A 24,649-nucleotide genomic window follows, 5' to 3' on the forward strand; every position below is an offset into this window, starting at 1 on the left:
GGCATCTCCCTCAAGCGTTGTCTTGGCTCGGCGCCGCGACCAGACGGTCGGCCGCGTCGAACACGAAAAGATTGTCGGGATCGAGCACGGCGTCGAGCACGTGGCCCGGCTCGAACTCGTGGACGCCCTGCAGCACCGCGACCCAGTTCGACGCGTCGCGGTTGAGATGCACGAAGCTTTCCGAACCGGTGATTTCGGTCACGGTGACGGTGGCCTGAAACGCGTGGCGGCCGGCGATGCCATTGGCGACTTCAAGCTGATGGGCGCGGAAGCCGACACGATAGGGCCCGTCGGCAAGCGAGGCATAGAGCCCGCTGGCCGGCGCCTGGATGCCGCCGGCATATTGCACCGTGCCGTTCTTCTTTTCGATGCCGACAATATTGAGCGGCGGATCGGAAAACACCTGCGCCACACGCAGCGTATCGGGATGCCGGTAGACCTTCGGGGTGTCGCCGGCCTGCAGGACCTGGCCTTCCCACATGCAGACCGTTCGGCCACCGAGCAGCAGGGCTTCGGAAGGCTCGGTGGTCGCATAGACGAAGATCGCGCCCGACGCCTCGAAGATGCGCGGCAATTCGGTGCGCAACTCCTCGCGCAGCTTGTAATCGAGATTGGCGAGCGGCTCGTCGAGTAACACCAGATCCGCGCCCTTGACCAGCGCGCGTGCAATCGCAGTGCGCTGCTGCTGGCCACCGGAGAGTTGCAGCGGCGTGCGGTGCAGATACGGCTCGAGCTTGAGCAGGCGCGACGCCTCCTGCACGCGCTTCTCGATTTCCGCGCGCGGCTTGCCCTGCACCCGCAAGGGCGAGGCGATGTTCTCATAGACCGTCAGCGAGGGATAATTGATGAACTGCTGATAGACCATCGCGACCGAGCGCTTGCGCACGTCGAAGCCGGTGACATCGTTGCCGTCGACCAGCACGCGGCCTGATGCCGGCTTGTCGAGCCCGGCGAGCAGCCGCATGATCGAGGTCTTGCCGGAAAGCGTCGGTCCGAGCAGTACGCTTAGCGTGCCGCGCTCAAGCGTCAACGACACATCGCGGATGGTCGCGATGCCGTCGACGGTTCGTGTGACGTGTTCGAGCGTGACGCTCATGTCCGTCCTCCCGCTTCACGCAGGGGTCGTTCACCGGACGTGCGATGGGCGGCCATCCATTCGTCGAGGACGGCGATTTCGCCCGCGGACAGCCGCAATCCGAGCTTGGAGCGGCGCCACGCGACGTCTTCGGCGGTGCAGGCCCATTCGGCCGACATCAGGTACCTGACTTCGCTCTCCGTCAAGGTCGCGCCAAAGGACCGGCCGAGATCGGCCGCCGATTTCGCGTTGCCAAGCAGCTTGCTGGCGCGGGTGCCATAGGCATGCGCCAACCGCTTCGCATGTGCGGGAACGAGGAACGGATAGTCGCGCGTCAGTTCCGCGGTCAGCGCCGCGATTGCGGAAACATCCATGTCGCCGCCAGGCAGCGCGGCCTTGCCGGTCCAGCCTTCCTTCTTTGAACTGCGCAAGTAGGGCGCCAGCCGTTCCAGCGCTTCTTCGGCCAGCCGCCGATAGGTCGTGATCTTGCCGCCATAGATCGACAGCAGCGGCGCGCCGCCCGGCGTATCTAGTTCGAACACGTAATCGCGGGTCGCGGCCTTGGCTTCGCTGGCGCCGTCGTCATAGAGCGGACGAACGCCCGAATAAGTCCAGACCACGTCCTCCGGCTTTACCGGTTTGGCGAGGTATTCGCTGGCGGACGCGCAGAGATAGGCGATCTCTTCGGTGGAGGCTTTCACCTTGGCCGGGTCGCCGTCGTAATCGCGATCGGTGGTGCCGATCAGCGTGAAATCATCCTGATAGGGGATGACGAAGATGATCCGGCCGTCGGCGTTCTGGAAAATGTAGGCGCGGTCGTGGTCGTAGAGCTTGCGCACCACGATGTGCGAGCCCTGCACCAGGCGAACCTTTGCGCGCGCGTTGACGCCCGATCCCGACGACAGCACCTGTTCGACCCAGGGGCCGCCGGCATTGACCAGCGCGCGCGCCTGGATCGTGGTGCGGGTGCCGCTTTGCGTATTCTCGACGGTGACGTGCCAGACGCCGTCGACCTGCCTGATCTCGACCGCCCGCGTGCGCGTGTGGATCTCGGCGCCGCGATCGGCCGCGTCCCGCGCCGTGAGCACGACCAGGCGCGCGTCATCGACAAAGCAGTCGGAGTATTCAAAACCTTTGGTGTAGCGGTTGGCGATCAAGGGTTTTCCGACCTCGTCATGCGCGAGATCGACCGAACGTGTCGGCGGCAGCAGATGACGGCCGCCGATGTGGTCGTACAGGAACAACCCTAGCCTCAGCAGCCATGCCGGCCGCAACCCCGAATGGTGCGGCAAAACGAAACGCAGCGGGCGGATGATGTGGGGCGCGATCTGCCAAAGGATTTCGCGTTCGATCAGCGCCTCGCGTACCAAACGAAACTCGTAATATTCGAGGTAGCGCAGGCCGCCATGCACCAGCTTGGTCGACCAGGACGACGTCCCGCTCGCCAAGTCATTCATTTCACAAAGGAAAACGGAATTGCCCCGGCCTACCGCATCGCGCGCGATGCCGCAGCCGTTGATGCCGCCTCCGATGATGGCGAGGTCGAAAATCCGATCCAACAGACGCTTCCCCGGCGATCGCCTCTTCACTTCGGCGATTTAACTTTCGGATCGGAGTTAATCACAAAGAAAAACGAAAGCAAGATGAAAACAGGAAGTGAAAGCGGAACCGGAAGTGGGAATTTGCATCGGTCGGGATGTATGGAGTTGGGGGTACATCACCGGGCCACCGCTTTTGCTTGGATGCGTTTTCTTCGCGCGAACCGGGATCCACTTCGGTTGAAAACGCCATGCGCCCGCTAAGAGTTCGTGAGCGAATGCCTGACATGATTTGATGTCGATGGCGGACGTTACGAAATTCGGCAGTTCAGATGGGCGGCTTTGCGGAGAATTGGCCGCGGCCCTCGCGCGGCGAGTGACCGCTCAACCTCACGGACCTCAGCAGCCCGGCGCCAAAGGCGCTGCATTCTACCACGATTCAATGTCAGCCTTCGAGGCGACGACAGAGGTGCTGACGAAGTTCGGCCTGCTGGAGCCGGTCCCTCGCGCCGATATGCCCGGCGAAACCTGGTATTGCCTTCACGCCTTGACCATTGACGCGAACGACATGCCGAAACTCCTGTCAAGCAGCGTTCCTCAAGGTGACGGCCGGCTGTTCGACTTGCTGGTCGCCTTCCTGCAGGTGTTTTGCCACTACGATTATCTCTCCGACCGGCATGCGCCGTTCTCGCCGCCGGCATACCTCCTGGCATCCATGTCCGTGCTGGCGCGATTAGGATACGCTGAAAGAATCGGCAATGAATTTCGTTGGTCAGAGCTCATCGGTCCCGCGATGCGTGCGGCCTATGTGTGGGATGAGAACTTTGTTTCTTTCGCCGAGACCGAACAAGCGAAGCTTGATGCAGAAGCAACGCTTGCGTGGCAGACGATCCCTGAATCAATTCAGGCTGCCCACTTTTCGGAGCGTCCGTTGAACAAGCTCGTTGTCGCCAAGCTACTTCATCAATGCTGGAATGGAGAAGTTTGGACCCCGCCATCGGAGAAATACGAGATAACGAACCAGTTCCAATTGGCTGACCGCATCATCCAGCTCGCGAACGGTCATCGGATTTGAGGTAAAGCGTAACGCGATCGATGCGCATCGGCGCGCGGCGCCGAAAATTGGACGCCACGCACCTTCGCGATGATCGCCTAACCCGCGGCGACGGCCTCGATCTCAAGCAGCCACGCCTCGTCGAAGATTCCGGCGATGACGACGGTCAGCGCGGTTTCCCGGCTGCCAAGCACCTCGCTTCGCACCGCGCGATTGAGCATGGTGTAGCGCCGATCCGCGAGATAGGTCCGGTGCATGACCAGATTGTCGAGCGTCATGTCGGCGGCCTTGAGCTGCGCTTCGACGTTGCTCCAGGCGAGCCTGCACTGCGCTTCAAAGCCCTCGGGCACGGCACCGTCGGCCCCGACTGGAATCTGGCCGCTGACAAAAAGCATCCTTGTATGACCTGCGACCTCAAGCGCCTGGCTATAGCCCGTCGTCGGCACAAGTGCCGCTTCGGAATTGATGCGTCGGATTTGCATTCGGTTCTCCTTTTTCCTGAGAGGACCTCGTGCACCGGCAGGTTCGTCCAGCACAAACCATTTTTTTTGCACTGCTGGATTAGATTTTCTATTCCAGGTCAGAATTCTCATGAAAAGGCCCCGGACGATGCCGGGGCCATTTCATGCTGGAACGAAGTGAAGTTCAGTACTTTCCGCGTCTAGCGCAGCCGCGTGACAGTCGAAGCCGTTTCCGCCACCGGCTCATCGATATCGGGGGCCGGCTTGTCCATCGCCTCAACCACCTCGATGCCGCGGGTGTGGCAGATGTTGGCGAGACCGGCGGGAAGCGCGGCGTCGGTCACGAAGGTCTGGATCTGGCTGAGATGGGCGATGCGCACCGGCGCGCTGCGGCGGAGCTTGGTCGAGTCGGCGACCAGCATCACGCTACGCGCGTTCGCGATGATCGCCTGCGCGGCCTGCACTTCGCGATAGTCGAAATCCAAGAGCGCGCCCTCTTCGTCGATCGCGGAGGCGCCGATGATGGCGTAGTCGACCTTGAACTGGCCGATCAGGCTGATCGCGGTCGAACCGATCACCGCGCCATCGGCGCGGCGCACCGCCCCGCCCGCCACGATCACCTCGATGCGCGGATGGCGATACAGCAGCATCGCGACGTTGAGGTTGTTGGTGATGACGAGCAGGTCCTCATGCGAGGTCAGCGCGCTGGCGACCTCTTCCGTCGTGGTGCCGATATTGATGAACAGCGAGCAGCCGTTCGGAATTCGCGAGGCGGCGGCAATGCCGATCGCCCGCTTCTCCTCGGCGGCGACGAAGCGCCGCGCTTCATAGGCGAGGTTCTCGACGCCGGAGGCGATGATGGCACCGCCATGGATCCGCGTCAGCGAGCGCTGGTCGCAGAGATCGTTGAGGTCCTTGCGGATGGTCTGCGCCGAAACCTCGAAACGCTTGGCGAGATCCTCCACCATCACCCGGCCGAAGGCGCGGGCGATGTTGAGAATTTCAGTCTGGCGGTTGGACAGTCCGGCCACGGGTGGCGCCTCAAGGAAGAAGTTTCTTATGGTGCGGTGGTTTGTGGTTCCGGTCAACGCGGCCGAAACCGGATGCGCCTGACATCATGGTTAACCATCTGTTAAAAAGGCGGCGTTCGAGAGGCATGATAAGCCCATTGGCATTGCGCCAGCCGCATTTTACCGGTGCGATTTTGCCGTTCTTAACGGTTTTGTGATTGCATTGCCGTCGCTAGGCCCGGGAAACGGGCCAGATATCGGAAAATCGCTGCAATGCGGGTCGATCGAATCTGGGAATTCCTCCAGCGGTTGAGCCCGCTGACGCGCAGCTGCCTGCTCACCGAGCTGGAGCGGCTGGAGGCGTGCGGCGTCGACATGCCGGGCACCGCGGACTTGCAGGCTAGGCTGCGGGCCGAACTGCGCCCGGACGGACCGAACGAGACCCCAACGCCGTCGAAATATTTCTTCGCGCCGCTGGAGCCGCTGGTCGTCGCGGGTGCGCCGGAGCATGCCAATACGGGCCGGATTGCGCGGACTTCACTTGTTCCGATCTGGGAATGGATCAACCGCGATCTGCTGCCGATCATGGCCCGCGACTACGAAGACCAGATGAAGCGGTTTATCGCTTCCAACCGGCCGCGCGACGCGCAGCAGGCGGCATCGATCTTCCAGACCAAGGTCGCAAAATCGCTGGAGGGAAATCTGGCTTCGGCCGATGGCGCGGAGCGGGCACGCAAGAAGCTTGCGGCCTACACGGCTTCGCCGTCGGTCTATAGCGACCTCGTCAAGATCATGGGCGCGCTGCGCGCACGCGAGGCGCTGGCAGGGTTCGGCAAAGCCTTGCCGGAAAAGATCCTGAAATTCAACGACGCGCAGGTCGACAAGGTTACGGCGCTGCTGGCTGCATTCCGGAAAAAGGATCCCGGCGCGGTGCCGTTTGCGCTGGCGCTGGTTGCTGGACGTCTCAAGACGCCCCGCGAGTTGCTCCGTCTTGCCACCAAACCCGCGCGCAGCCGGCGCGCCGTTGATGTTGCTGCCACGCCCTATGCGATATCCGTCTCGATGGTGCTGGACCAGATCGACGACAAACGCATCGCCTTGCGCGTTGCCCTGAAGAAAAACCGTGTCGTCGACGCGCGCGACATCCTGGCCGACATCGACAAGACAGAAGCAGCCGTGCAGGCCGCCATCCGCGAACTCGCTGCCTCCGAATGGGGCGCGCGGCTGCGCGACATCAGGAGCGCGATCGTGGCCGATGTGGAGACCGAAGTGAGCCGGTTTCCCGATGAAGTCGGCCACATCCTGCAACTGCGCGGTGCGCACGGCAATGGAATGTTGTCCGGCCTGGTCTGGAAAGGCCGCGATGCGATCAGCGATAGCGCCGCATTTTGCAAGCGGCTGATCGGTCAGAGCTGAACGCGGCTCCGGCGCTCGCGCGGTCCGCGAGACGCCTTTGAGTTATGTCGCGGTGCGCATGTGGCCGGCTGCATCGCTGCGGCCCAGCAAATTGGCATAAACTTCGATCCGGCGCGGACGCCCGATCAGATAGCCCTGCATTTCATCGCATCCCTCTGATATCAGCGTTTTGCTTCTTGAGGCCTTTCAGCATCAGCGTTGCACGCGCAACGTTCTCGATCAGCACGCCCTCGGTAATTCACGCGGCCAGCGTCAGAACGCCGGTGGCAAGACGTCTCGCCGCGCGCTCGGCTTCGCGCGCGTTGCGGAATAGCTGGCCTTCCAGCTGGTCGAAACGATGAGAGGCCGCAAAGAAACGATAGCCGCCGGGGCCACGCACGACGATCCCGGCGGTCTGCGAACCGACTTCGATAATGTAGGTATCCGACATATTATCCAGCCTCGATGGCATTCCGCGCAACTAACGGAGCGTCTGCCGAAATGTTCCTCAGCCCGGAAAGCCGCGCCTGCACGGAAACGTCATCGAGGATTGTCTGGCGAATCAGCGCCCGGCAAGGCCGGTCCAATACGGATTCGTGGGAAAAACGGCCCCTCCGCAGGCTTGACCTGCGGCAAAGTCGCCGCCAGTGTTCCTCGCGAATCCAGTGATTTGCGACAAACAGGCCGGAGAACGGACATGGTATCGAAATTGGCGGTTACGACGCTTCTGGCCCTCGCGATTTGCGCACCGGTCCAGCAGGCCGCCGCGCAGGATGCGATCGGCGGCGCGATCGTCGGTGGCGTGCTTGGCGGTGTCGTCGGCGGCGCCCTCGGTGGACGCGGCGGCGCGGCGGCAGGCGCCATCATCGGCGCCGGCACGGGAGCTGCGATTGCATCCCAGGGCGAGCCCCGCCCGGGCGGTTACCGCTATTACAACAACGGCTGCTATGTGGAGCAACCCGGCGGCTGGGTGGCCGTTTCGCCGCGTTATTGCGGCATGGAAGCGCAATACGTCGCGCCGCCGCCGGCCCGGGTTTACGACGACACGCCGCGCTGCATGCGCTCACGGAGCTATGATCCGCGCCGCGGCACGTTCATCGGCCGTGACGGTTACGAGCGTCCCTGCCCATAAGACTCAAGTCGAGATTGGAGCCCCCTCACGCTTGATGGCTTGAGGGTGGCCCTGCTCGTCGATCGAGACGTAGGTAAAATTGCCGTCGGTCACCAGGATCGACAGCCTGTCTTCACGGCGAAGCGACCACGCCTCGAGATGGACCGTGATCGAGGTCCGGCCGATCCGGACCAGATTGGCGTGCACCGAGACGAGGTCGCCGACATAGACGGCCTTGCGAAAATTCATCGCATCGATCGCGACCGTGACGGTGCGGGACTTCGCGATCTTGGAAGCAAACACGCCGCCGCCAATATCCATCTGGCTGAGCAGCCAGCCGCCAAAGATGTCGCCATTGGCGTTGGTATCCGCGGGCATCGCCAAGGTACGGATGCAAAGATCGCCGCGCGGCTCGGTTTCGGTGCTCAGGGGAGCATGCGTCTCGTTCACTTGAAATTCTCCCAGCCGGCATCGGGCGTGAATCTGCCGCCGAATTTTTCGGTGAGCGCGCGCAGGGTCGCGACCACATTATCCACGCCGCGAGTACGGGCATAATTCAGCGGGCCGCCACGGAACGGCGCATAACCAGTGCCGAAGATGACAGCGCCGTCGACCACATCGGCATTGTCGACGATGCCTTCGTGCAGGCACGCGACGCAGACATTCGACATCGGCAGCATCAACCGATCGATCATTTCGGCCGATGGCTCCGTCGTGGATGGCGCGGACGAAGACGTGTCCGCCTTGCCGTCCTTCCAGACATAAAATCCCTTGCCGGACTTGCGGCCGAGTTCGCCCTTGGCGACCTTTTCGCGCAGCCATGCCGGCGTCGGCGGCAGGGCGTCGCCGAATTTCGAGCGCAGCATGTCGCCGACATCGAGGCAGATATCGAGGCCGACCTGGTCGGCGAGTTCGATCGGGCCCATCGGCATGCCGAATTTTCTCGCCGCGGCGTCGATGACCGATTTGTCGATCTTCTCGTCGAGCATCACCATGGCTTCGAGCATGTAGGGCGTCAGCGCGCGGTTGACGAGGAAGCCCGGCGAAGACTTGACCGGCAGCGGCAGGCGGTCGATGGCGCCGACGAACGCCAGCGCCTCCTTCAACAGTTGCGCGTCGGTGCCGTCATGACTGACCACTTCGACCAGCTGCAGCCGCGACACCGGATTGAAGAAATGCAGGCCAAGCAGCCGCTCGGGCTTTTGCAAGGTCGTGCGCAGGTCCTGCAGCGGAATGCTCGACGTGTTGGTGGCGAGGATCGCGCCGGGCTTCATGATGGGTTCGAGCCCGGCATAGACCTTCTGCTTCAGAGCGAGCTTTTCCGGCACCGCCTCGATGATGAGATCGGCGCTGCGGACACCCTCGCCGCCCATGTCGGGTATCAACCTGTCCAGCGCATCGCGCACGCTGGTGCGCTTGCGCAGGATCTTGCCGAACAAGTCAGACGCGCGCTTGATCGCGCCGGCGATCGGCTCGGGCTTCATGTCTGCCAGCGTCACCCGCATATCCTGACCTGCACACCAGGCCGCGATATCGCCGCCCATGGCACCGGCGCCGATGACATGAACGTGGTTGATCTTGTTGCCGCTGCCGGCGAGCTTCTTCATCTGCTCGCGAAGGAAGAACACCCGGATCAGGTTCTGCGCAGTTGGCGTCACCATCAATTTGGCGAACGACGCCTGTTCGGCCCGCAGCATGCCGTACCTGTCACCGCCATAACTTTCCCAGAGATCGATCAGCGCATAGGGCGCGGGGTAATGTTCCTGCGGCGCCGCCTTGGCCGCCTCGCCGCGCATCCGCGAGGCGAGAAGTTTGCGCACCGGCTCCCAGTTCAGGACCGAGGTGAGCAGGCCGGGTGCGGCGCGCTTCAGCCGCCCGAACACGGCATCCTTCACCGCGCTGCGGACGTGCCGCTCCTGCGTCACCGCGTCGACCAGACCCAGCGATTTCGCCTTGCGGGCGTCGATGGTCTTGCCGGTCAGCATCAACGGCATCGACTGCATCGGATTGACGAGCTGCGTGAAACGCACGGTGCCGCCGAGACCGGGATGCAGGCCGAGCAACACCTCGGGAAAGCCGAAGCGCGCATCATCGATCGCGATCCGCATCTGGCAGGCCAGAGCAACCTCAAGCCCACCGCCAAGACAGAAGCCGTGGATCACGGCGACCGTGGGGATCCGCAGCGCTTCGAGCCGGTCGATGACAGCATGTGCCCGGCCGATTTCGGTCTCGACGGACAGCACATCGCTCGCACCACGAAACGCGTTGACATCAGCGCCGGCGATGAAGCCGGATTCCTTCGCGGAACGGATCACGAGGCCCGCGGGCCGTGCGCTTTCGAGTTCGCCGAGCACCTTGCCGAGTTCTTCGATCAGATCCGCCGACAGCGTATTGGCGCTGGCGCCTTCGCGGTCGAACAGCAGCCAGGCGATCCCATCGGAATCGCGGGTCAGCTTGAAATTCTTGTACGGTCCGCCCGCGTCGGGCTTCGGCCCGAGTTCGAGCACGCGATCGCCGAGAACGTCCATGATCCTTGATTCCATGATCACACCGTCTCTATCAGCATCGCGCCGCCCTGCCCGCCGCCGATACATTCGGTGGCGATGCCGCGCCGTGTGCCCAACCGCTTCATGGCGTTGACGAGATGCAGCACGATGCGGTTGCCACTGCAGCCGACGGGATGGCCGAGGCTGATCGCGCCGCCATCGACATTCATTCTGGTCTGGTCGATGGCACCGGCCGCACCGTCGAGGCCCAAAATCTCCTTGCAGAACTTTTCGTCGTTCCAGGCTGCGAGACAGCCCAGTACCTGCGTCGCAAAGGCCTCGTTCAATTCCCAGGTCTCGATATCGCCGAGCGTCAACTCGTTGCGCTTCAACAGTTCAGTTGCCGACAGCACCGGCCCAAGACCCATGATCGAGGGATCGAGCGCCGACCATTGGCTGTCGAGGATGACGGCCTTCGGCGTCAGGCCGTGCTTGGCAACGGCTTTCTCGGAAGCGAGGATCACCCATGACGCACCGTCGGTGATCTGCGAGGAATTTCCGGCGGTGACCTTGCCCCAGGGCCGTTCGAACACCGGCTTCAGTTTTGCCAATGTCTCGGCCGTGGAGTCCGGCCGCACGCCATCGTCATGGTCATAGAATTTGCCGTCGCGGGCAAAAGCGGTTTCGACCTCGCCCTTCAGCCAGCCTTGGCTCTGGGCATTGGCGAGCCGCTTGTGGCTCTCGGCGGCATAGGCATCGGACTGCGCGCGGGTGATGCCGAAGAGATGCCCGACCACCTCGGCGGTCTGGCCCATGTTGAGGTCGGTGATGGGATCCGTCAGCCCGCGTTCGAGGCCGATGATCGGTTTGAAGTAGGACGGCCGCACCTTGAGCGCGGCCATGATCTTTGCGCCGACACCCCGGGCACCGGCAAGGCCGGCGAACCAGCGCACGCCCTGCTGCGGCCACACCAGCGGCGCGTGGCTCAGCGCCTCGGCGCCACCGGCCAGGATCAGGTCGGAGACGCCCTCGCGGATGTAGCGGTAGCCGGTGTCGATCGACTGCATGCCGGAGCCGCAATTGATCTGCACGGTGAAGGCGACCATTTTTTCGCCCATGCCGAGCCGGAGCGCTGCGACCCGCGCCGGGTTCATCTCGTCGGCAACGACGTTGACGCAGCCCAAGATCACCTGATCGAAGGCGGTGGGCGCAAAGGGCTGCCGGGCCAATAGCGGCCGGCCGCATTGCACGGCGAGATCGACCGGGGTGAAGGGCCCGGGACCGGAACGCGCTTTCAGGAACGGCGTTCGGCTGCCGTCGACAATAAAAACCGGTCGCGCCATCAGCTCGCCGCCCTCTGCTCACCCAATTCCTGGAAGAATTGATGCACGTCGGCGGCTTTCCTGTAAATCGGCGACAGCGCCTCCGGCGCAAAATCGTCGACCTCGATCACTTTTGCGACAGCTTCATGCGCAGCGGCGAGCTTTTCGCCCTCGGACTGGGTGATGACGCCCTTCTGCACCGCCTCTTTCCAGTCGTGCAGCCGCGCGGCGTGCAGTTGCTTTGCGGCGCCCTCTGCGGCGGTCACCAGCAGGAACGCCTTTTCCAGCCGGGCAACGCCGCGATCGTCATCGACATGTGACAAATCCGCCGTCAGCCGGTCACGCGCCGCCGATGGCGACAGCACCAGCTGCGCGCAGAGATGGACGACCCGGTCTGATGGCCCGACCACCCGCGCCCCGAACGGCTGGATCAGGAATTTCAGGATGATTGCGACGAAGCGATTGGGCAGATTATTGAGGATTTCGGCGAAGCGGTTCTCGATCGTCTTGAAGCCGCTGGTCATGCACCATTCCAGTGCGGCGAAATCGGCTTGCTGGCGGCCTTCGTCCTGCCAGCGTTTCAGCGCGGCCGAAAGCAGATAGAGTTCGGAGAGGATATCGCCGAACCGGGCCGAGAGCATTTCCTTGCGTTTGAGCGCACCGCCCAAGGTCAACAGTGCCATGTCGGCGCAGAGCGCGAAGGCCGAGGAGTAGCGCGAGAGCTGGCGATAGAATTTGGTTGCATCACCAGCGTCTGGCGCCGGCGCGAACATGCCAAAGCTCCAGCTGCGGCCCCAGGCGCGGAACATGGTCTTGAAACTATGCCCGACATGGCTCCAGAACGCCTTGTCGAAAGCATCCAGCCCCCTGGCGCGATCGGCTTCACCGAGCGCGTTCATCTCGTCGAGCAGATAGGGATGGGCGCGGATCGCGCCCTGCCCGAAAACGATCAGATTGCGGGTCAGAATGTTGGCGCCTTCGACGGTGATGCCGACCGGCACCGAGCGATAGAGGTTTCCGAGATAGTTCTGCGGGCCGTCGATGACCGCCTTGCCGCCATGGATGTCCATGGCGTCGTCGATCGCAATCCGCATCCGCTCGGTGGCGTGCAGCTTCATGATGCCGGAAATGACCGCGGGATGATGGCCCTGGTTGAGCGCCGCGCAGGTCAGCCGCCGTGCGGCGTCGAGCAAATAAGCGGTGCCGGCAATGCGCGCCAGCGGCTCCTCGATGCCTTCGAATTTCGAGATCGAGATGCCGAACTGTTCGCGGATGCGGGCATAGGCGCCAGAGGTGCGCGCGGCATAGGCCGCGCCCGCGGCCGACAGTGACGGCAGCGAGATGCCGCGGCCGGCGGCGAGCGCCGTCATCAGCATTTTCCAGCCCTGGCCGAGGCGTTCCTGGCCGCCGATGATGTAGTCCATCGGGATGAAGACATCGCGGCCCCAGTTCGGGCCATTCTGGAATACCTGCATCGCCGGCAGATGGCGCTTGCCGATTTCGACGCCGGGAAGATGCGTCGGGATCAGCGCCACGGTGATGCCGAGCTCTTCCTGCGAGCCCACCAGATGATCGGGGTCGTAGGCCTTGAAGGCGAGGCCGAGCAGCGTCGCGACCGGGCCGAGCGTGATATAGCGCTTGTGCCAGTTGAGGCGCAGCCCCAGCACTTCGCGGTCTTCGAACTGACCCTTGCAGATAATACCGGTGTCGATCATCGACGCCGCGTCGGAGCCGGCCTCCGGACTGGTCAGTCCGAAGCAGGGAATGTCGCGGCCATCGGCCAGGCGCGGCAGCCATTGCTGCTGTTGTTCCTTGGTGCCGAACCGCATCAAGAGTTCGCCGGGCCCGAGCGAGTTCGGCACCATCACGGTGACGGCGGCGGTCAGCGAACGCGAAGAAAGTTTTCGCACCACCTCGGAATGCGCGTAAGGCGAGAAGCCGAGGCCGCCATATTCTTTGGGAATGATCATGCCGAAGAATTTGTGGCGCTTGATGAAGGCCCACGCCTCCGGCGGCAGGTCGCGCCATTCCCAATTGATCTTCCAGTCGTCGAGCATGGCGCAGAGTTCGTCGACCGGACCATGGAGGAAGGCTTCTTCCTCCGCCGTCAGCGTCGCCGGCGCGTAGCCAAGCAATTTCGACCAGTCGGGATTGCCGGTGAAGAGGTCGGCGTCCCACCAGACGTCACCGGCCTCCAGCGCCTCGCGCTCGGTGTCGGACATCGACGGCAACACGCCGCGGGCCCAGGAGAAGATCGGCTTGGTGATGAAATCGCGGCGGAAGCTCATGGCGGTCCTCATGAATCGGCGGCGCGGAAGGGCTATTTTAGCTGATGATGCGGGGTTTGGGTGAACACTTCGCCTTGAAAATAGGGCGAAATTGACGCGGACGGGCGGCGGGAGATAACGGCCGTGGGGCGTGTCAGTTCCGGAGCTGAGGGGTAGCGTGCTCGCTCTCCGCCTCGCGTCGTCCCGGCCTTGAGCCGGGACCCATACGCCGCGGCCCATCGGTGAGAACGCTGGCGTCAGATACCTTCTTCAACAACAAGGGCCGCGGCGTATGGGTCCCCCGATGCGCAATTGCGCATCTGAGGCCAAGCCCGGGACGACAGTGAGTGTGTGGCCGCATGTCATCCTAGATGCACGTCCGCATTCTCGCGGCGCATTACGCCCGAGCTTTGCCAGAAATTCCTTACCCTCTTCAATTCAGAGGGCGCAGGGAATGCCGGATGCGCGCTGCACCCGCGGTCTCATGTGCGATTGTGCATAAGAATGCTGCACACGAGCATACAGGGCAGCGGAGAACATCCGACATTCCCTGCGCAATGGCTTTACGGTTTATAACGCGCTCTCCCCGGTGAGACGGCCTCTATTGCCACCGTCGCCCCTCGGAAGCGTTGGCTCCCGAAAGACTTGACGCCGTTACGGGCGCCAGGACCACACGCTTTCACCGTACGCTTCAGCCGCGACCGTCAATCGCAACGTCAGCGTCCACCGCAACCCGCCCCTCGTCGTGACGATGGCCGACGCCCCTCTGAGTGGGACGGGATGGCAAGAATGTGCCGGTGATTTGGCTCGAAGGAAAGGAAAAAGTTTTTGATTTTCGGAAATTTCTGACTTGACACGATTTCTGACAATCGGAACTGATTTGCCCGTCGGGTCAATTTGTCGCGGGAAAGCACAGGACCATGCGGCAATGATGGGCGCGCGGCGGACCTCCGATGAAGCAGCGACAAGCCCCGCAGGTCGTCAATCATAAACCTAAGTATCATCGTCCCAAACGAATGTAAGGCACTGCTGAACGTCCGTGCAATGGTCCGATCCGTCCCTGTGCGAGAGGTTGTAGTTCAACGGCGTTATGCCGTTCGAACCGGGATCGAGCGGCGGAGCTGAGAAGGCCGCACACGCTGATGCGGCCAAGGCATTGGCTCGGCCAGTTGCTCGCGAATGTGAGCGCTGGGCGGAGTAACCCACCGCGAAACCTGCAAAGGAAGCACAGTCATGGACGTCATTATCCAGAAGATTAACGGCTTGTGGCACCTCATCGTCGGGTCGTGTCAGATCCGGACTCCGTTCCTCGAGACACAGCACCGCGCGCTGGTCGTTGCCTACGCCCGCCAGGTCTACCCGGGCGCCAAGATCCTCGAACGCGACTGAGCACTCACGCAGGTCAGGCGTGCTGCGCCGGCGCCCGGCCCCATTGATCTGCTAGCCGAAACCCGCATCCAGAGCGTTGCCGTTGTGCTCGGCCAACATCTCAGTTCGCGTCGATGCGGGCGTGCCCGTCGATGTCCGCTCACTTGGGCAGCTCGGACCTGCCGGGCGGACCGCGCCATGGCCAACAGGTGCCAACAACGGACCTATGCACTCCAACAAGCTCACTCAATCACTTCGTCGGCGCGGCCAAGCAGCGAAGTTGGTACACCAAGGCCCAACGCCTTTGCTGTCTTCATGTTGATGACGAGTTCGAATTTTGTGACTTGCTGGACCGGCAGGTTTTCCGGCCTTTCGCCGTTCAGAACCCGGCCAAGATAGTCGCCCACCTGTCGGCGGGCCTCGGCGTAGTTCGGTCCGTAACTTACCAATCCGCCATCAGCAGCGAATTCACGAATTGGATAGAGTGCCGGTATGCGGTGTTGAGCTGTCAGACCAACAAGGCTTTCGCGGTTTCGAAGCATCAATGCGTCAGCCGAAATCAACAACGCATCCGGCCGCACGCCAGCCATCCTTGCGAAAGCCTCCTTGAAATCATCGGGGCCTCCTGTCTCGACACGGAGCAGCTTCACTCCCAAGGTATCAGCCGCCAGTTCCAATCTCCTCAGAGTGTCCTCGTACCCTGATACGAGGCTTGTTGGATTATAGAAGAACCCAATAGACTTCGCCGTCGGCACCAGTTCACAAAGCATCTGCAGCCGTTTGGCCATTACCTCTACATTGAGAACTGAAACCCCCGTCGCGTTGCCGGCCGGTCTGTTCAGGCTTACGACGAAACCGCTTGCGACAGGGTCAAAACCGGTCAGAAAAATGATCGGAATTGACGTGGTGGCGGCCTTGGCGGCCATGATTGAAGGCCCTGCAAAAACAGCGATGGCATTTACTCGATGCCGAACCAGATCACGGGCCAACTCACCTAGCCGGTCCTCGTGACTATCGGCGCAACGGTATTCAAGCGCGAGATTTCGGCCCTCGACATAGCCCATTTCGGCCAAGCGGTTTTGGACCGAACCAAAATTTCTCCGTGCCCCCTCGAGCGATCCAACGTCAAGGACGCCCAGAGTCCGCGAAGCCGCCTGTTGTCCCAGGGCAGGAAGCGACCACGCGGCCGCGCTCCCAATTGCAGCGATGAACTCGCGCCGCCTCATCGATTTTTCCTCGGCCAACGACCGGCATTGTAGCCACTCCGACCGGCCATCTGGAAGTAGGCAGATTGAAGTCCAACAAATTCGGCTGTGGGTCATTCGCGTCGATGCTGGCGTGCCCGTCGATGTCCGCTCACCGCGGCAGCTCGGACATGCCGGGCGGATCGCGCCATGTGCGACAAGTGCCATAAACGGACTCGCAGGTTTCTACGCGATCATTCGCGCCCTGCTTCAGGAAGCCCTCAAGGCAGCCTGCGCATCCGTTCGCCGTCGGCGAGGCGCCACCGGATCATTTCCTCCTCCACGTCTTCCCTTGCTTGCCGAAGTGGCAGGAGCAGGCACCACGGCCGGGTTGTGGATTGGAATCCGTGCTGGCGCGGATTTGTTTGCGGACGTGACGGCATACACAAAAAGAAGGCCGCCTGCGTTGGTGCAAGCGGCCCAAGTCTAGGGAGGAAACGCCCAAGGAGGGCAGCGATAGCGCGAGGGGCGCTACCGGAGCCCCTAGCTAAGATGATCGCGATCGGCGGCTCAATTGGACGTAGGTAAACGTCGGGTATCTCAACGGGTCGCGGAACTATACGAAGGTTTATGGCGCTCGCCCTTAAAGCCGGCCACTTCCGATCATGAAAGGGGAGAACCCGGCCAGTATCCCCGTGAAGAGCCTACTGTTTATGAAGTATGGCTCAATTTGCGCACCGCGCGCGTACTCAACATCACGATACCAGCGTCCGTTACCGCCAGCGCCGACCGTGTGATCGAATGAGCCACGAGGTGCGTGAAGTGGATTGAGTCGCCCTGCCCGAAGCCTGGTGCCCGCCATCAACTACCGCGCCGGCGCGTGCCGAGTGACGTTCATCACAGTGGCACCGCGCAGGTTAGATGTAGATCACGAACAGGGACGGATGGGACCGCCCGACTGCAAACAGGGATTATCAGCTATGACAACACGCTCCGACGACCGTTGTAGAGACTTCGGAGACGCCGACTATAATTTGCGTCGCGCGCGCATAGCCGGTTATGTGCTGCTTGCCGGTCTTTTTCTTGAGGTTGTGAGCTGCATATTTTGGTTTCATGGCGTCGAGACCTTGGCTTCGTTGATATGCGTCGCGTTGGTGGCTGGAGGTGTCGCGGGCGAGATCTTCTTTGAATACAAGGCCAGACTGGCCGACAAGGGCACGCCCATCGTCGCCGCACCACCCATCAGCAGGGTTGATCAGCCGACGCCAGACCGCAGCTATTCGAGGAGCAGCGTGAACAGGACAGGCCTGCACTTCAGCATCGGGCTCGGCGAACTCCTTCGCAATCGCAATACGCCGTCTTCGCCGAACAATTCCAGGCTGCGGTCGCCATTTCCTGAACGAGCTCGCAGAAGCCTGCCACTGCGCCGCTGGCGAGAGCGCTTTGCGTCAAGCTAGAAAAGCTCGCAGGAGCCGAGCGGTCCGGAAGCCCCAGGAAGGGTGCGCGGAAGCCGGACCATCGCACAGGCGGCGCGTGTAAGCGCCCGCTGGACGGCCGGGTTCTGGCTAGTAGAATACGTGCGGGGAAACGAGGGATAGCCAATGCTGTTCAAGCGATTTCGACGGGCCGTCGAACCCAGTCCCAGCAAATGGAAGCGAATAGAAGAAACACCGATACCGTTGAGCCTCGGTCGGATCTGGCTCGTTGATAATGATGGCAGTATCACGCGCGCGATGGCATTTACCTGGCCGATCCTCAAGCGCCGCGAGCCGCGCAAATATCGGTTCTGGATGTCTCGTGAGCCCCACGCACGAGAACCTTCCGCTGAGGCTATTGCGGCTCTCAGAGTGCTTAAAGCCAAATAGACCGGAGCACGTGGCTAGAAGCGCGAGGCTATCTCAATCGCCAGCCGCGCGCTCTGCATCGCCAAACGTGACATTTTCTCAAGCAAGCTTCGCTGCTCGTTGGCGAGCTTGTAGAGACGAGCCGCTTCCTGCTCATTCTTTTCCAGGCCGCCGCGACCCTCTTCGTAGAACAGCCCGAGGTTTTGTTGCGCTGTCGGATTTCCCTGCTCCGCAGCCAGCTTGAACAGGCGCGCGGCCTCGCCGTCGTCCTTTAGCAGGCCGCCAATACCCTCGGCGTAGAAGTGCCCGAGACTGACCTGGGCACTGACGCTTCCCTGGTCGGCGGCGAGCCTGTAGAGGCGGGCGGCCTCGCGGTCGTCCTGTTGCAGTCCGCCATGACCCTGCCTGTAGAAGAGCCCGAGGTTGAATTGCGCGGCAGGGTTTCCCTGCTCCGCAGCGAGCTTGAAGAGCCGAGCGGCCTCGCGCGCATCCTTCTGCAAACCGCCAAGGCCATCGTCGTAGAAGTTCCCGAGACTGAGCTGAGCGCTGGCGTCGCCCTGGTCAGCGGCGAGCTTGTAGAGGCGAGCGGCCTCGCGTTCGTCCTTTGGCAGTCCGCCATGACCCACGCTGTAGAAGAGCCCGAGGTTGTATTGCGCTGTCGCGTCTCCCTGGTCCGCAGCAAGTTCGACGAGGCGAGCGGCCTCGCGCTCATTCTTTTGCAGTCCGCCAAGGCCCTCGTCGTAGAAGGAGGCGAGATTGACCTGCGCACTGGCGTATCCCTGGTCAGCGGCGAGCTTGTAGAGGCGTACGGCCTCGCGGTCGTCCTTTTGCAATCCGCCGCGGCCCTGGTCGTAATAGAGCCCGAGATTGTATTGCGCCGTGGCGTCGCCCTGCTCCGCAGCGAGCCTGTAGAGGCGAGCGGCCTCGCGGCGGTCGTTCGGCAGTCCGCCGGCACCCTCGCTGTAGAAGTGCCCGAGATTGACCTGAGCGCTGGCGTATCCCTGATCGGCAGCCAGCTTGAAGAGGCGGGCGGCCTCGCGGTCGTCTTGTTGCAATCCGCCACGGCCCTCGTCGTAGAAGACGCCGAGGTTGTATTGCGCCACGGGATTTCCCTGGCCCGCAGCGAGCTTGAAGAGGCGCGCGGCCTCGCGGTCATCGTTCGGCACGCCGCGCCCTTGCGCATAGACGATCCCGAGATCGACTTGCGCGCCGGCGTCTCCCTGGTCCGCGGCGAACTGAAGGATGCCAGCGGCCTCGCGGTCGTCCTTTGACGGTTCGTCACCATCCTGCTCATGGTGCACCGGATCGTTTGACAGCGTCTGCGTCGCAGCGCCATACGCCAACGGAAGCGCAACCACGAGCACGGCTGTGATGGAGAACAAAACCCGCTTGTTCATGTTCATCTCTAAAGCCAATTTGGCTGGATCAAGGGAGAAATCATTGCTGGCAACCGGCCGGCGTGGCCGACCGGAAAATTAGTCGAGTCCAGTGCCAAGCTGGTTCACGACCAGCCATTGTCGCGCGGGGCGATCGGGTTGAGCTGCATGCTGCGACAGCGGAGGCTCAGGTCTTTGGGAGCCACCACCCGAATATTGCAACAACGACGCACGCAGCCAGGGTGATCAAATTCCAGCCCATTGAAATCCAGTAACGGACCGGCGCTTCGTCTTTCTGAAAAATCCAGGTCTCGTAGTCCAGAATATCCTCGCCCTCGAGCTCTATTTTTCTTTCGACGAGGCCATTCCAGAATCTGCGGCCGCAATCGAAGCAAAAATAGATCGCGACGAGGCGAGCGACGATCTCACAAAGGAAAAACTGCATTCGACACCCGTCATCAAGCGCTGCTTCGATGACCAGGCCGTAATCGGCCGGGTCACGGCAGTCGTTGCATCCGCGCTACACGGTTTGGGTGTAGCCGGAACCGGTGTTGGTTCAATTGCAGGAACGATTTGCGAACCCCGCGAAGCGCGGAGTGAGACGATCAATCCGGCCGGATCATCTCGAACATGTTTTCCGGCTTGATCTCGAAATAGTCGCCGCTGCGGCCGGCGCGGACGATCGGGCGGGCCATCGCGGTCTGGTAGACGCCGTCCTTGATCATGGCCTTGTCGATGTGGACGGCGACGACTTCGCCGAGCGTCAGCCAGGCCTGCGCCTTGTCGCCGTTGGCGCCCTGCAGCTGGATGATCTGCGTCAGGCGGCATTCGAACGCCACCGGGCTTTCGGCGACGCGCGGCACATTGACGAGCTTGCCGGGTACCGCCGTGAGGCCGGCGATATTGAACTCGCTGACGTCGCGGGCAACATGGGCCGCGGTCGCGTTCATCTGCTGCGCCAGGTCCATGGTAGCGAGATTCCAGACGAACTCCTTGGTCTCCTGGATGTTGGCGGCGCTGTCCTTCCAGTTGGTGGAGGAGAAGCCGATGATCGGCGGCTTGTAGCAGAACGCGTTGAAGAAGCTGTAGGGCGCCAGGTTGACGTTGCCCTCGGTATCGCGCGACGAAATCCACCCGATCGGGCGCGGCGCAATGATGGCGTTGAAGGGGTCGTGCTTGAGGCCGTGGCCCTTGGCAGGCTCGTAAAAATGCAGGTCTTTCGGGCTCTTGGCGTCCATTTTCCGGTGTTTCCTTCAATCGGTGGGTTAAGCAAAGCGTAGCGTGCCCACCGCCCTAATTGAAGTAGGAATGGCGGGCACGGCGCATGCGCCTTTGCCCACCCTACGTCGGAAATCCGGCTATTTCGCCTGCCGCGGCTCCAGCGCGCGGAACAGGAAATCGATCATCTGGTCGATTGTGGCGGTAGGCTTGTTGACGGCCTGCGCGATCATCTGCGGGTGGAAAAAGCGGATCATGCCGGTGCAGGTACAGAGCGCGGCCAGCGGCAGGTCGGGGGCCTCGAACTCGCCGGACGCCACGCCCTGCCCGATCACCTCGCCGATCATGCCGGTGACGCACTCGATATGGGCGACGCAGACGTCCCAGTCCTCCTCCATCGCGATCGCGACCATCTCATGCAGCTTGTTATCGCCGACATAGCGCTCCGAGTTCATGCGATTGACGGTCGTGAGCAGCTCACGCAGCCGCTGCTTGGCCGGACCGGGTCTTGCCACGATCCGCCGCGCCTCGGTCTCGACCTCGCCCATCAGGGTGCGGGCCACACCTTCGTGGATCGACTTCTTCGAGTCGAAGAAGCGATAGACGTTGGCCGGGCTCATGCGCAATTCTTTGGCGATGTCGGCGACCGTCGTCTTCTGGTAGCCGAGCTGCCGGAACAGACGCTCCGCCACCACGAGAATACGTTCCCGCGTGTCGGTTTCCACATTTTCAGCAATCAGCGTCATGTCAGAACCAATGTTCAATTATTCCGCCGCGTCGGCAAGCGGAAATGCGAGCGGAGACGTGCTCAGATCCTTGGCAGCATGTTGCGGCGCAAGATCGGGCTGCTTGGTTTGGCCGCTTTCTTCCAGGCTCTTGCGGAACCAGAGCGCGTAGAGGCCCGGCAGGTACAGCAAGGTCAGGAAGGTTGCAACGAACAAACCGCCCATGATGGTGATCGCCATCGGGCCCCAGAAGGCCGAACGCGACAGCGGGATCATGGCCAGGATGGCGGCCAGCGCCGTCAGGATCACGGGGCGAGCACGCCGGACGGTGGCTTCGACGATGGCCTCCTTGCGCGTCATGCCATGGGAAACGTCGGTCTCGATCTGGTCGACCAGAATAACCGCGTTGCGCATGATCATGCCGGCCAGCGCGATCAGCCCGAGCAGCGCCACGAAGCCGAACGGCTGGCCCGCGATGTTGAGACCGAGCGAGGCGCCGACGATGCCGAGCGGCGCCGTCAGGAACACCAGGATCAGGCGCGAGAAGCTCTGCAGCTGGATCATCAGCAGCGTCAGCATGACAAGCGCCATCAGCGGAAACAGCACGGCGATCGAGGCGTTGCCCTTGGCGGATTCCTCGAACGCGCCGCCCGGCTCGATCCGGTAGGCCGGCTCGAGGCTATCGCGGATCTGCTGCAGTTTCGGCCAGATCTGGTTGGTGACGTCGGGCGCCTGCACGCCGTCAGCGACGTCGGTACGCACGGTGATCGCCATGTCCCGATTACGCCGCCACAGGATCGGCTCCTCATGGGCGTATTCGATTTTTGCAATTTGCTGCAATGGCACGGCTACCCCATTACGTGACGTCACGGTGAGGTCGCCGACATGGCCGAGATCGAGCCGCTCGGACGGAACCGCGCGGGCGATGACGCCGACCTTCTCGATGCCGTCGCGGATGGTCGTCACCGGCGCACCCGAGATCAGCATGCTGAGCGCCTGCGAGACGTCCTGCGGGGTAAGACCAAGCGCACGGGCACGGTCCTGATCGACCACGAGCTTGAGGTAGGGCGACTGCTCGTTCCAATCGAGCTGCGGCTCCAGGGCATTGGGATTCTGCCGCATCACGTCACGCACCTGATAGGCGATGTCGCGAACCTTGTTGGGGTCGGGGCCGATCACGCGGAACTGGACCGGGAAGCCGACCGGCGGGCCGAAATTGAAGCGGTCGATGCGTACGCGCGCCTCGGAGAGGTCGCCGCCGGCGACCGCCTTCTCCAGCCGCGCCTTGATGCGCTCGCGGGCGTCGACGTCCTTGGAGACGATCACGATTTCGGCGAAGGCCTCGTTCGGCAGTTGCGGGTTGAGGCCGAGCCAGAACCGCGGCGAACCTTGGCCGACATAAGAGGTGTAGGTCGCGATGTCCTTGTCGTCCTTGAGCAGCGCCTCGGCCTTCTTCACCGACTTTTCGGTGACGTTGAAGGCGGTGCCTTCGGGCAGGCGCAACTGCAGGAACAGTTCGGGACGTTCCGACAGCGGGAAGAACTGCTGCTGGACGTTGCCGAAGCCGACGATCGAGAGCGCGAACACGCCGACGGTTGCCACCACCACCTTGATGCGGTGGTCGACGCACCACTGCACCATGCTGCGCAGGATGCGGTAGACGCGCGTTTCATAGACCGCGTGCGGATCGTGGTTGTGGTGGACCTTGATGTTCGGCAGCAGCTTGACGCCGATATAGGGCGTGAAGATCACCGCGACGAACCAGGACGCCACCAGCGAAATCGCCACGATCCAGAAAATGCCGCCGGCATATTCGCCGACCGCGGAATTGGCAAAGCCGATGGGGAGGAAGCCAGCGGCCGTGACCAGCGTTCCCGTGAGCATCGGAAACGCAGTCGATTCCCAGGCAAAGGAGGCCGCGCGAACGCGGTCCCAGCCCTGCTCCATCTTCACCACCATCATCTCAACCGCGATGATGGCGTCGTCGACGAGCAGGCCGAGCGCGATGATCAGCGCGCCCAATGTAATACGGTGCAGATCGATCGACATCGCGTTCATGACGATGAAGACGATCGCCAGCACCAGCGGCACCGACATCGCCACCACGATGCCGGTTCGCCAGCCAAGCGCCAGGAACGAGACGAACAGCACGATCGCCAGCGCTTCGACGAAGGAGTGCACGAACTCGCCGACCGCGCGCTCGACCACCTTGGGCTGGTCGGCGATCTGCTCGACATTGATGCCCTGCGGCACCGCCTTCATGAAGTCATTGCTCGCGTTCTCGACTTCCTTGCCGAGCTCGAGGATGTTGGCGCCTTTGGCGGTGACCACGCCGATACCGAGCGCGGGCTTGCCTTCCTGGCGCGCCTTGAAGGTCGGCGGATCGACGAAGCCGTGGGTGACGGTGGCGATATCGCCCAGGCGGAATATGCGGCCGTTGCTCTCGACCGGCGTCTCGGCAACCGCCTTGGCGCCGTCGAGCGCGCCGGTGACGCGCAGCGGCACGCGCTGCGAGGAAGTTTCCACCGTGCCGGCCGGCGTGACGTTGTTCTGCTTGGCCAGCGAATCGAACAGCGCCTGCGGCGTGACGCCGATCGTCGCCAGCTTGGCGTGCGAGAATTCGACGAAGATGCGCTCGTCCTGGGCGCCGTAGAGATTGACCTTGGTGACGCCGGGTACCTTCAGCAGCCGCTGGCGCATGCCTTCGGCGGCCTTCTTCAGCTGCGCGTAATCGGCGCCGTCGCCGGTCATCATATAGAGGATGGAATCGACGTCGCTGAATTCGTCATTGACGTTGGGGCCGAGCAGGCCCGCCGGCAACTGGCCCTGCACGTCGGCGAGCTTCTTGCGGAGCAAATAGAACAGATACGGCACTTGCGCCGGCGGCGTCGAATCCTTGAACGTGACCTGCATCGCGGTGAACGCGGGCTTGGAATAGGTCTGCACCTTCTCGAAGTAAGGCAGTTCCTGCAGCTTCTTCTCGATGGGATCGGCGACCTGGGTCTGCATCTCCTGCGCCGTGGCGCCCGGCCAGATCGCGGAGACGTTGACCACCTTCACGGTGAAGAACGGATCCTCGGCGCGGCCAAGCCGCTCGTAGGAGAAGAAGCCGGCCACACCGAGTGCGATCATCAGGAACAGGATCAGCGTCGGATGGCTTACCGCCCAGCCCGACAGATTGAAGCGCTTCATGTCACTCTCCAACGTTTTCCGTT

At 62.5% G+C, this 24,649-nt stretch carries 20 protein-coding genes; 5 read left to right on the forward strand and 15 right to left on the reverse strand.

Features of this window, described 5'->3' with window-relative positions:
• Positions 1–10: 10 nt before the first annotated feature.
• Positions 11–1,096 (reverse strand): ABC transporter ATP-binding protein, encoded by a 1,086-nt coding sequence (locus JQ597_RS02560; RefSeq protein WP_192738499.1) that lies wholly within the window; start codon positions 1,094–1,096, stop codon positions 11–13.
• The gene (glpD, locus tag JQ597_RS02565; protein WP_212262610.1) at positions 1,093–2,634 is read right to left on the reverse strand and encodes a glycerol-3-phosphate dehydrogenase; all 1,542 of its coding nucleotides are present in this window, start codon (positions 2,632–2,634) and stop codon (positions 1,093–1,095) included. Before glpD ends, JQ597_RS02560 begins: the two co-directional genes overlap by 4 nt.
• Before the next feature lie 280 nt (positions 2,635–2,914).
• Between glpD and JQ597_RS02570 the strand changes: the two genes are divergently transcribed.
• Positions 2,915–3,688 (forward strand): hypothetical protein, encoded by a 774-nt coding sequence (locus JQ597_RS02570; RefSeq protein ID WP_212262612.1) that lies wholly within the window; start codon positions 2,915–2,917, stop codon positions 3,686–3,688.
• A gap of 77 nt (positions 3,689–3,765) precedes the next feature.
• Here the strand turns inward: JQ597_RS02570 and JQ597_RS02575 are convergent, their stop codons facing one another.
• Both JQ597_RS02575 and JQ597_RS02580 read right to left on the reverse strand, forming a co-directional pair.
• Positions 3,766–4,260: a RidA family protein gene (locus tag JQ597_RS02575; RefSeq protein ID WP_349628772.1), complete on the reverse strand. Its 495-nt coding sequence runs from the start codon at positions 4,258–4,260 to the stop codon at positions 3,766–3,768.
• Between the two features lie 68 nt (positions 4,261–4,328).
• On the reverse strand, positions 4,329–5,159 hold the full coding sequence (locus tag JQ597_RS02580; RefSeq protein ID WP_212033172.1) for a DeoR/GlpR family DNA-binding transcription regulator: 831 nt from the start codon (positions 5,157–5,159) through the stop codon (positions 4,329–4,331).
• A 252-nt stretch (positions 5,160–5,411) separates the two neighbouring features.
• Between JQ597_RS02580 and JQ597_RS02585 the strand changes: the two genes are divergently transcribed.
• Positions 5,412–6,554, forward strand: coding sequence for a hypothetical protein (locus JQ597_RS02585; protein ID WP_212262614.1), 1,143 nt, complete (start codon positions 5,412–5,414; stop codon positions 6,552–6,554).
• A gap of 238 nt (positions 6,555–6,792) precedes the next feature.
• Here JQ597_RS02585 and JQ597_RS02590 read toward each other — a convergent pair whose 3' ends face one another.
• The gene (locus JQ597_RS02590; protein ID WP_212262616.1) at positions 6,793–6,984 is read right to left on the reverse strand and encodes a hypothetical protein; all 192 of its coding nucleotides are present in this window, start codon (positions 6,982–6,984) and stop codon (positions 6,793–6,795) included.
• A 246-nt stretch (positions 6,985–7,230) separates the two neighbouring features.
• Between JQ597_RS02590 and JQ597_RS02595 the strand changes: the two genes are divergently transcribed.
• Entirely contained in the window at positions 7,231–7,665 is a 435-nt protein-coding gene (locus JQ597_RS02595; protein ID WP_212262618.1) for a YMGG-like glycine zipper-containing protein, read from the forward strand.
• A gap of 3 nt (positions 7,666–7,668) precedes the next feature.
• On the opposite strand, the gene JQ597_RS02600 is transcribed toward JQ597_RS02595, so the two are convergent.
• The 4 genes from JQ597_RS02600 to JQ597_RS02615 form a co-directional block, all read right to left on the reverse strand.
• Entirely contained in the window at positions 7,669–8,022 is a 354-nt protein-coding gene (locus JQ597_RS02600; protein ID WP_249136113.1) for an acyl-CoA thioesterase, read from the reverse strand.
• A gap of 68 nt (positions 8,023–8,090) precedes the next feature.
• On the reverse strand, positions 8,091–10,187 hold the full coding sequence (locus tag JQ597_RS02605; protein ID WP_212262623.1) for a 3-hydroxyacyl-CoA dehydrogenase NAD-binding domain-containing protein: 2,097 nt from the start codon (positions 10,185–10,187) through the stop codon (positions 8,091–8,093).
• 2 nt (positions 10,188–10,189) lie between these two features.
• Positions 10,190–11,473, reverse strand: coding sequence for an acetyl-CoA C-acetyltransferase (locus tag JQ597_RS02610; protein WP_212262625.1), 1,284 nt, complete (start codon positions 11,471–11,473; stop codon positions 10,190–10,192).
• Positions 11,473–13,740: an acyl-CoA dehydrogenase gene (locus tag JQ597_RS02615; protein WP_212262627.1), complete on the reverse strand. Its 2,268-nt coding sequence runs from the start codon at positions 13,738–13,740 to the stop codon at positions 11,473–11,475. The genes JQ597_RS02610 and JQ597_RS02615 overlap by 1 nt, the downstream gene beginning before the upstream one ends.
• Positions 13,741–14,952: 1,212 nt before the next feature.
• Between JQ597_RS02615 and JQ597_RS02620 the strand changes: the two genes are divergently transcribed.
• Positions 14,953–15,108, forward strand: a complete 156-nt coding sequence (locus JQ597_RS02620; RefSeq protein ID WP_212262629.1) for a hypothetical protein — start codon at positions 14,953–14,955, stop codon at positions 15,106–15,108.
• A 221-nt stretch (positions 15,109–15,329) separates the two neighbouring features.
• On the opposite strand, the gene JQ597_RS02625 is transcribed toward JQ597_RS02620, so the two are convergent.
• A complete protein-coding gene (locus JQ597_RS02625) occupies positions 15,330–16,313 on the reverse strand; it encodes an ABC transporter substrate-binding protein (RefSeq protein ID WP_212262631.1) in 984 nt (327 codons plus the stop codon).
• Positions 16,314–17,251: 938 nt separating this feature from the next.
• Here JQ597_RS02625 and JQ597_RS02630 point away from each other — a divergent pair.
• Positions 17,252–17,728 (forward strand): hypothetical protein, encoded by a 477-nt coding sequence (locus JQ597_RS02630; protein ID WP_212262633.1) that lies wholly within the window; start codon positions 17,252–17,254, stop codon positions 17,726–17,728.
• Between the two features lie 422 nt (positions 17,729–18,150).
• Here the strand turns inward: JQ597_RS02630 and JQ597_RS02635 are convergent, their stop codons facing one another.
• The 5 genes from JQ597_RS02635 to JQ597_RS02655 all read right to left on the reverse strand — a co-directional run bounded on the left by JQ597_RS02635 (position 18,151) and on the right by JQ597_RS02655 (position 24,626).
• Positions 18,151–19,512, reverse strand: coding sequence for a tetratricopeptide repeat protein (locus JQ597_RS02635; protein WP_212262635.1), 1,362 nt, complete (start codon positions 19,510–19,512; stop codon positions 18,151–18,153).
• A gap of 166 nt (positions 19,513–19,678) precedes the next feature.
• Complete coding sequence (locus tag JQ597_RS02640) at positions 19,679–19,936, reverse strand: hypothetical protein (protein ID WP_212262637.1); 258 nt, start codon at positions 19,934–19,936, stop codon at positions 19,679–19,681.
• A gap of 160 nt (positions 19,937–20,096) precedes the next feature.
• Positions 20,097–20,729, reverse strand: coding sequence for a flavin reductase family protein (locus tag JQ597_RS02645; protein ID WP_212262639.1), 633 nt, complete (start codon positions 20,727–20,729; stop codon positions 20,097–20,099).
• Between the two features lie 120 nt (positions 20,730–20,849).
• Complete coding sequence (locus JQ597_RS02650) at positions 20,850–21,455, reverse strand: TetR/AcrR family transcriptional regulator (RefSeq protein WP_212262966.1); 606 nt, start codon at positions 21,453–21,455, stop codon at positions 20,850–20,852.
• Between the two features lie 18 nt (positions 21,456–21,473).
• On the reverse strand, positions 21,474–24,626 hold the full coding sequence (locus JQ597_RS02655) for an efflux RND transporter permease subunit (protein WP_212262641.1): 3,153 nt from the start codon (positions 24,624–24,626) through the stop codon (positions 21,474–21,476).
• Between the last annotated feature and the right edge of the window lie 23 nt (positions 24,627–24,649).

The sequence above is a fragment of the Bradyrhizobium sp. AUGA SZCCT0177 genome, assembly GCF_018130125.1.
Classification (GTDB): domain Bacteria; phylum Pseudomonadota; class Alphaproteobacteria; order Rhizobiales; family Xanthobacteraceae; genus Bradyrhizobium.

Excerpts from the sequence above, each read along its gene's own strand:
- JQ597_RS02610 (WP_212262625.1), bottom strand. The coding sequence starts at position 11,473 with ATGGCGCGACCGGTTTTTATTGTCGACGGCAGCCGAACGCCGTTCCTG.
- JQ597_RS02625 (WP_212262631.1), bottom strand. The coding sequence starts at position 16,313 with ATGAGGCGGCGCGAGTTCATCGCTGCAATTGGGAGCGCGGCCGCGTGG.
- JQ597_RS02570 (WP_212262612.1), top strand. The coding sequence starts at position 2,915 with ATGGCGGACGTTACGAAATTCGGCAGTTCAGATGGGCGGCTTTGCGGA.
- JQ597_RS02640 (WP_212262637.1), bottom strand. The coding sequence starts at position 19,936 with ATGCAGTTTTTCCTTTGTGAGATCGTCGCTCGCCTCGTCGCGATCTAT.
- JQ597_RS02575 (WP_349628772.1), bottom strand. The coding sequence starts at position 4,260 with ATGAGAATTCTGACCTGGAATAGAAAATCTAATCCAGCAGTGCAAAAA.
- JQ597_RS02605 (WP_212262623.1), bottom strand. The coding sequence starts at position 10,187 with ATGGAATCAAGGATCATGGACGTTCTCGGCGATCGCGTGCTCGAACTC.
- JQ597_RS02635 (WP_212262635.1), bottom strand. The coding sequence starts at position 19,512 with ATGAACAAGCGGGTTTTGTTCTCCATCACAGCCGTGCTCGTGGTTGCG.
- JQ597_RS02595 (WP_212262618.1), top strand. The coding sequence starts at position 7,231 with ATGGTATCGAAATTGGCGGTTACGACGCTTCTGGCCCTCGCGATTTGC.
- JQ597_RS02620 (WP_212262629.1), top strand. The coding sequence starts at position 14,953 with ATGGACGTCATTATCCAGAAGATTAACGGCTTGTGGCACCTCATCGTC.
- JQ597_RS02600 (WP_249136113.1), bottom strand. The coding sequence starts at position 8,022 with ATGCCCGCGGATACCAACGCCAATGGCGACATCTTTGGCGGCTGGCTG.
- JQ597_RS02615 (WP_212262627.1), bottom strand. The coding sequence starts at position 13,740 with ATGAGCTTCCGCCGCGATTTCATCACCAAGCCGATCTTCTCCTGGGCC.
- JQ597_RS02650 (WP_212262966.1), bottom strand. The coding sequence starts at position 21,455 with ATGACGCTGATTGCTGAAAATGTGGAAACCGACACGCGGGAACGTATT.
- JQ597_RS02585 (WP_212262614.1), top strand. The coding sequence starts at position 5,412 with ATGCGGGTCGATCGAATCTGGGAATTCCTCCAGCGGTTGAGCCCGCTG.
- JQ597_RS02590 (WP_212262616.1), bottom strand. The coding sequence starts at position 6,984 with ATGTCGGATACCTACATTATCGAAGTCGGTTCGCAGACCGCCGGGATC.
- JQ597_RS02645 (WP_212262639.1), bottom strand. The coding sequence starts at position 20,729 with ATGGACGCCAAGAGCCCGAAAGACCTGCATTTTTACGAGCCTGCCAAG.
- JQ597_RS02630 (WP_212262633.1), top strand. The coding sequence starts at position 17,252 with ATGACAACACGCTCCGACGACCGTTGTAGAGACTTCGGAGACGCCGAC.
- JQ597_RS02655 (WP_212262641.1), bottom strand. The coding sequence starts at position 24,626 with ATGAAGCGCTTCAATCTGTCGGGCTGGGCGGTAAGCCATCCGACGCTG.
- JQ597_RS02560 (WP_192738499.1), bottom strand. The coding sequence starts at position 1,096 with ATGAGCGTCACGCTCGAACACGTCACACGAACCGTCGACGGCATCGCG.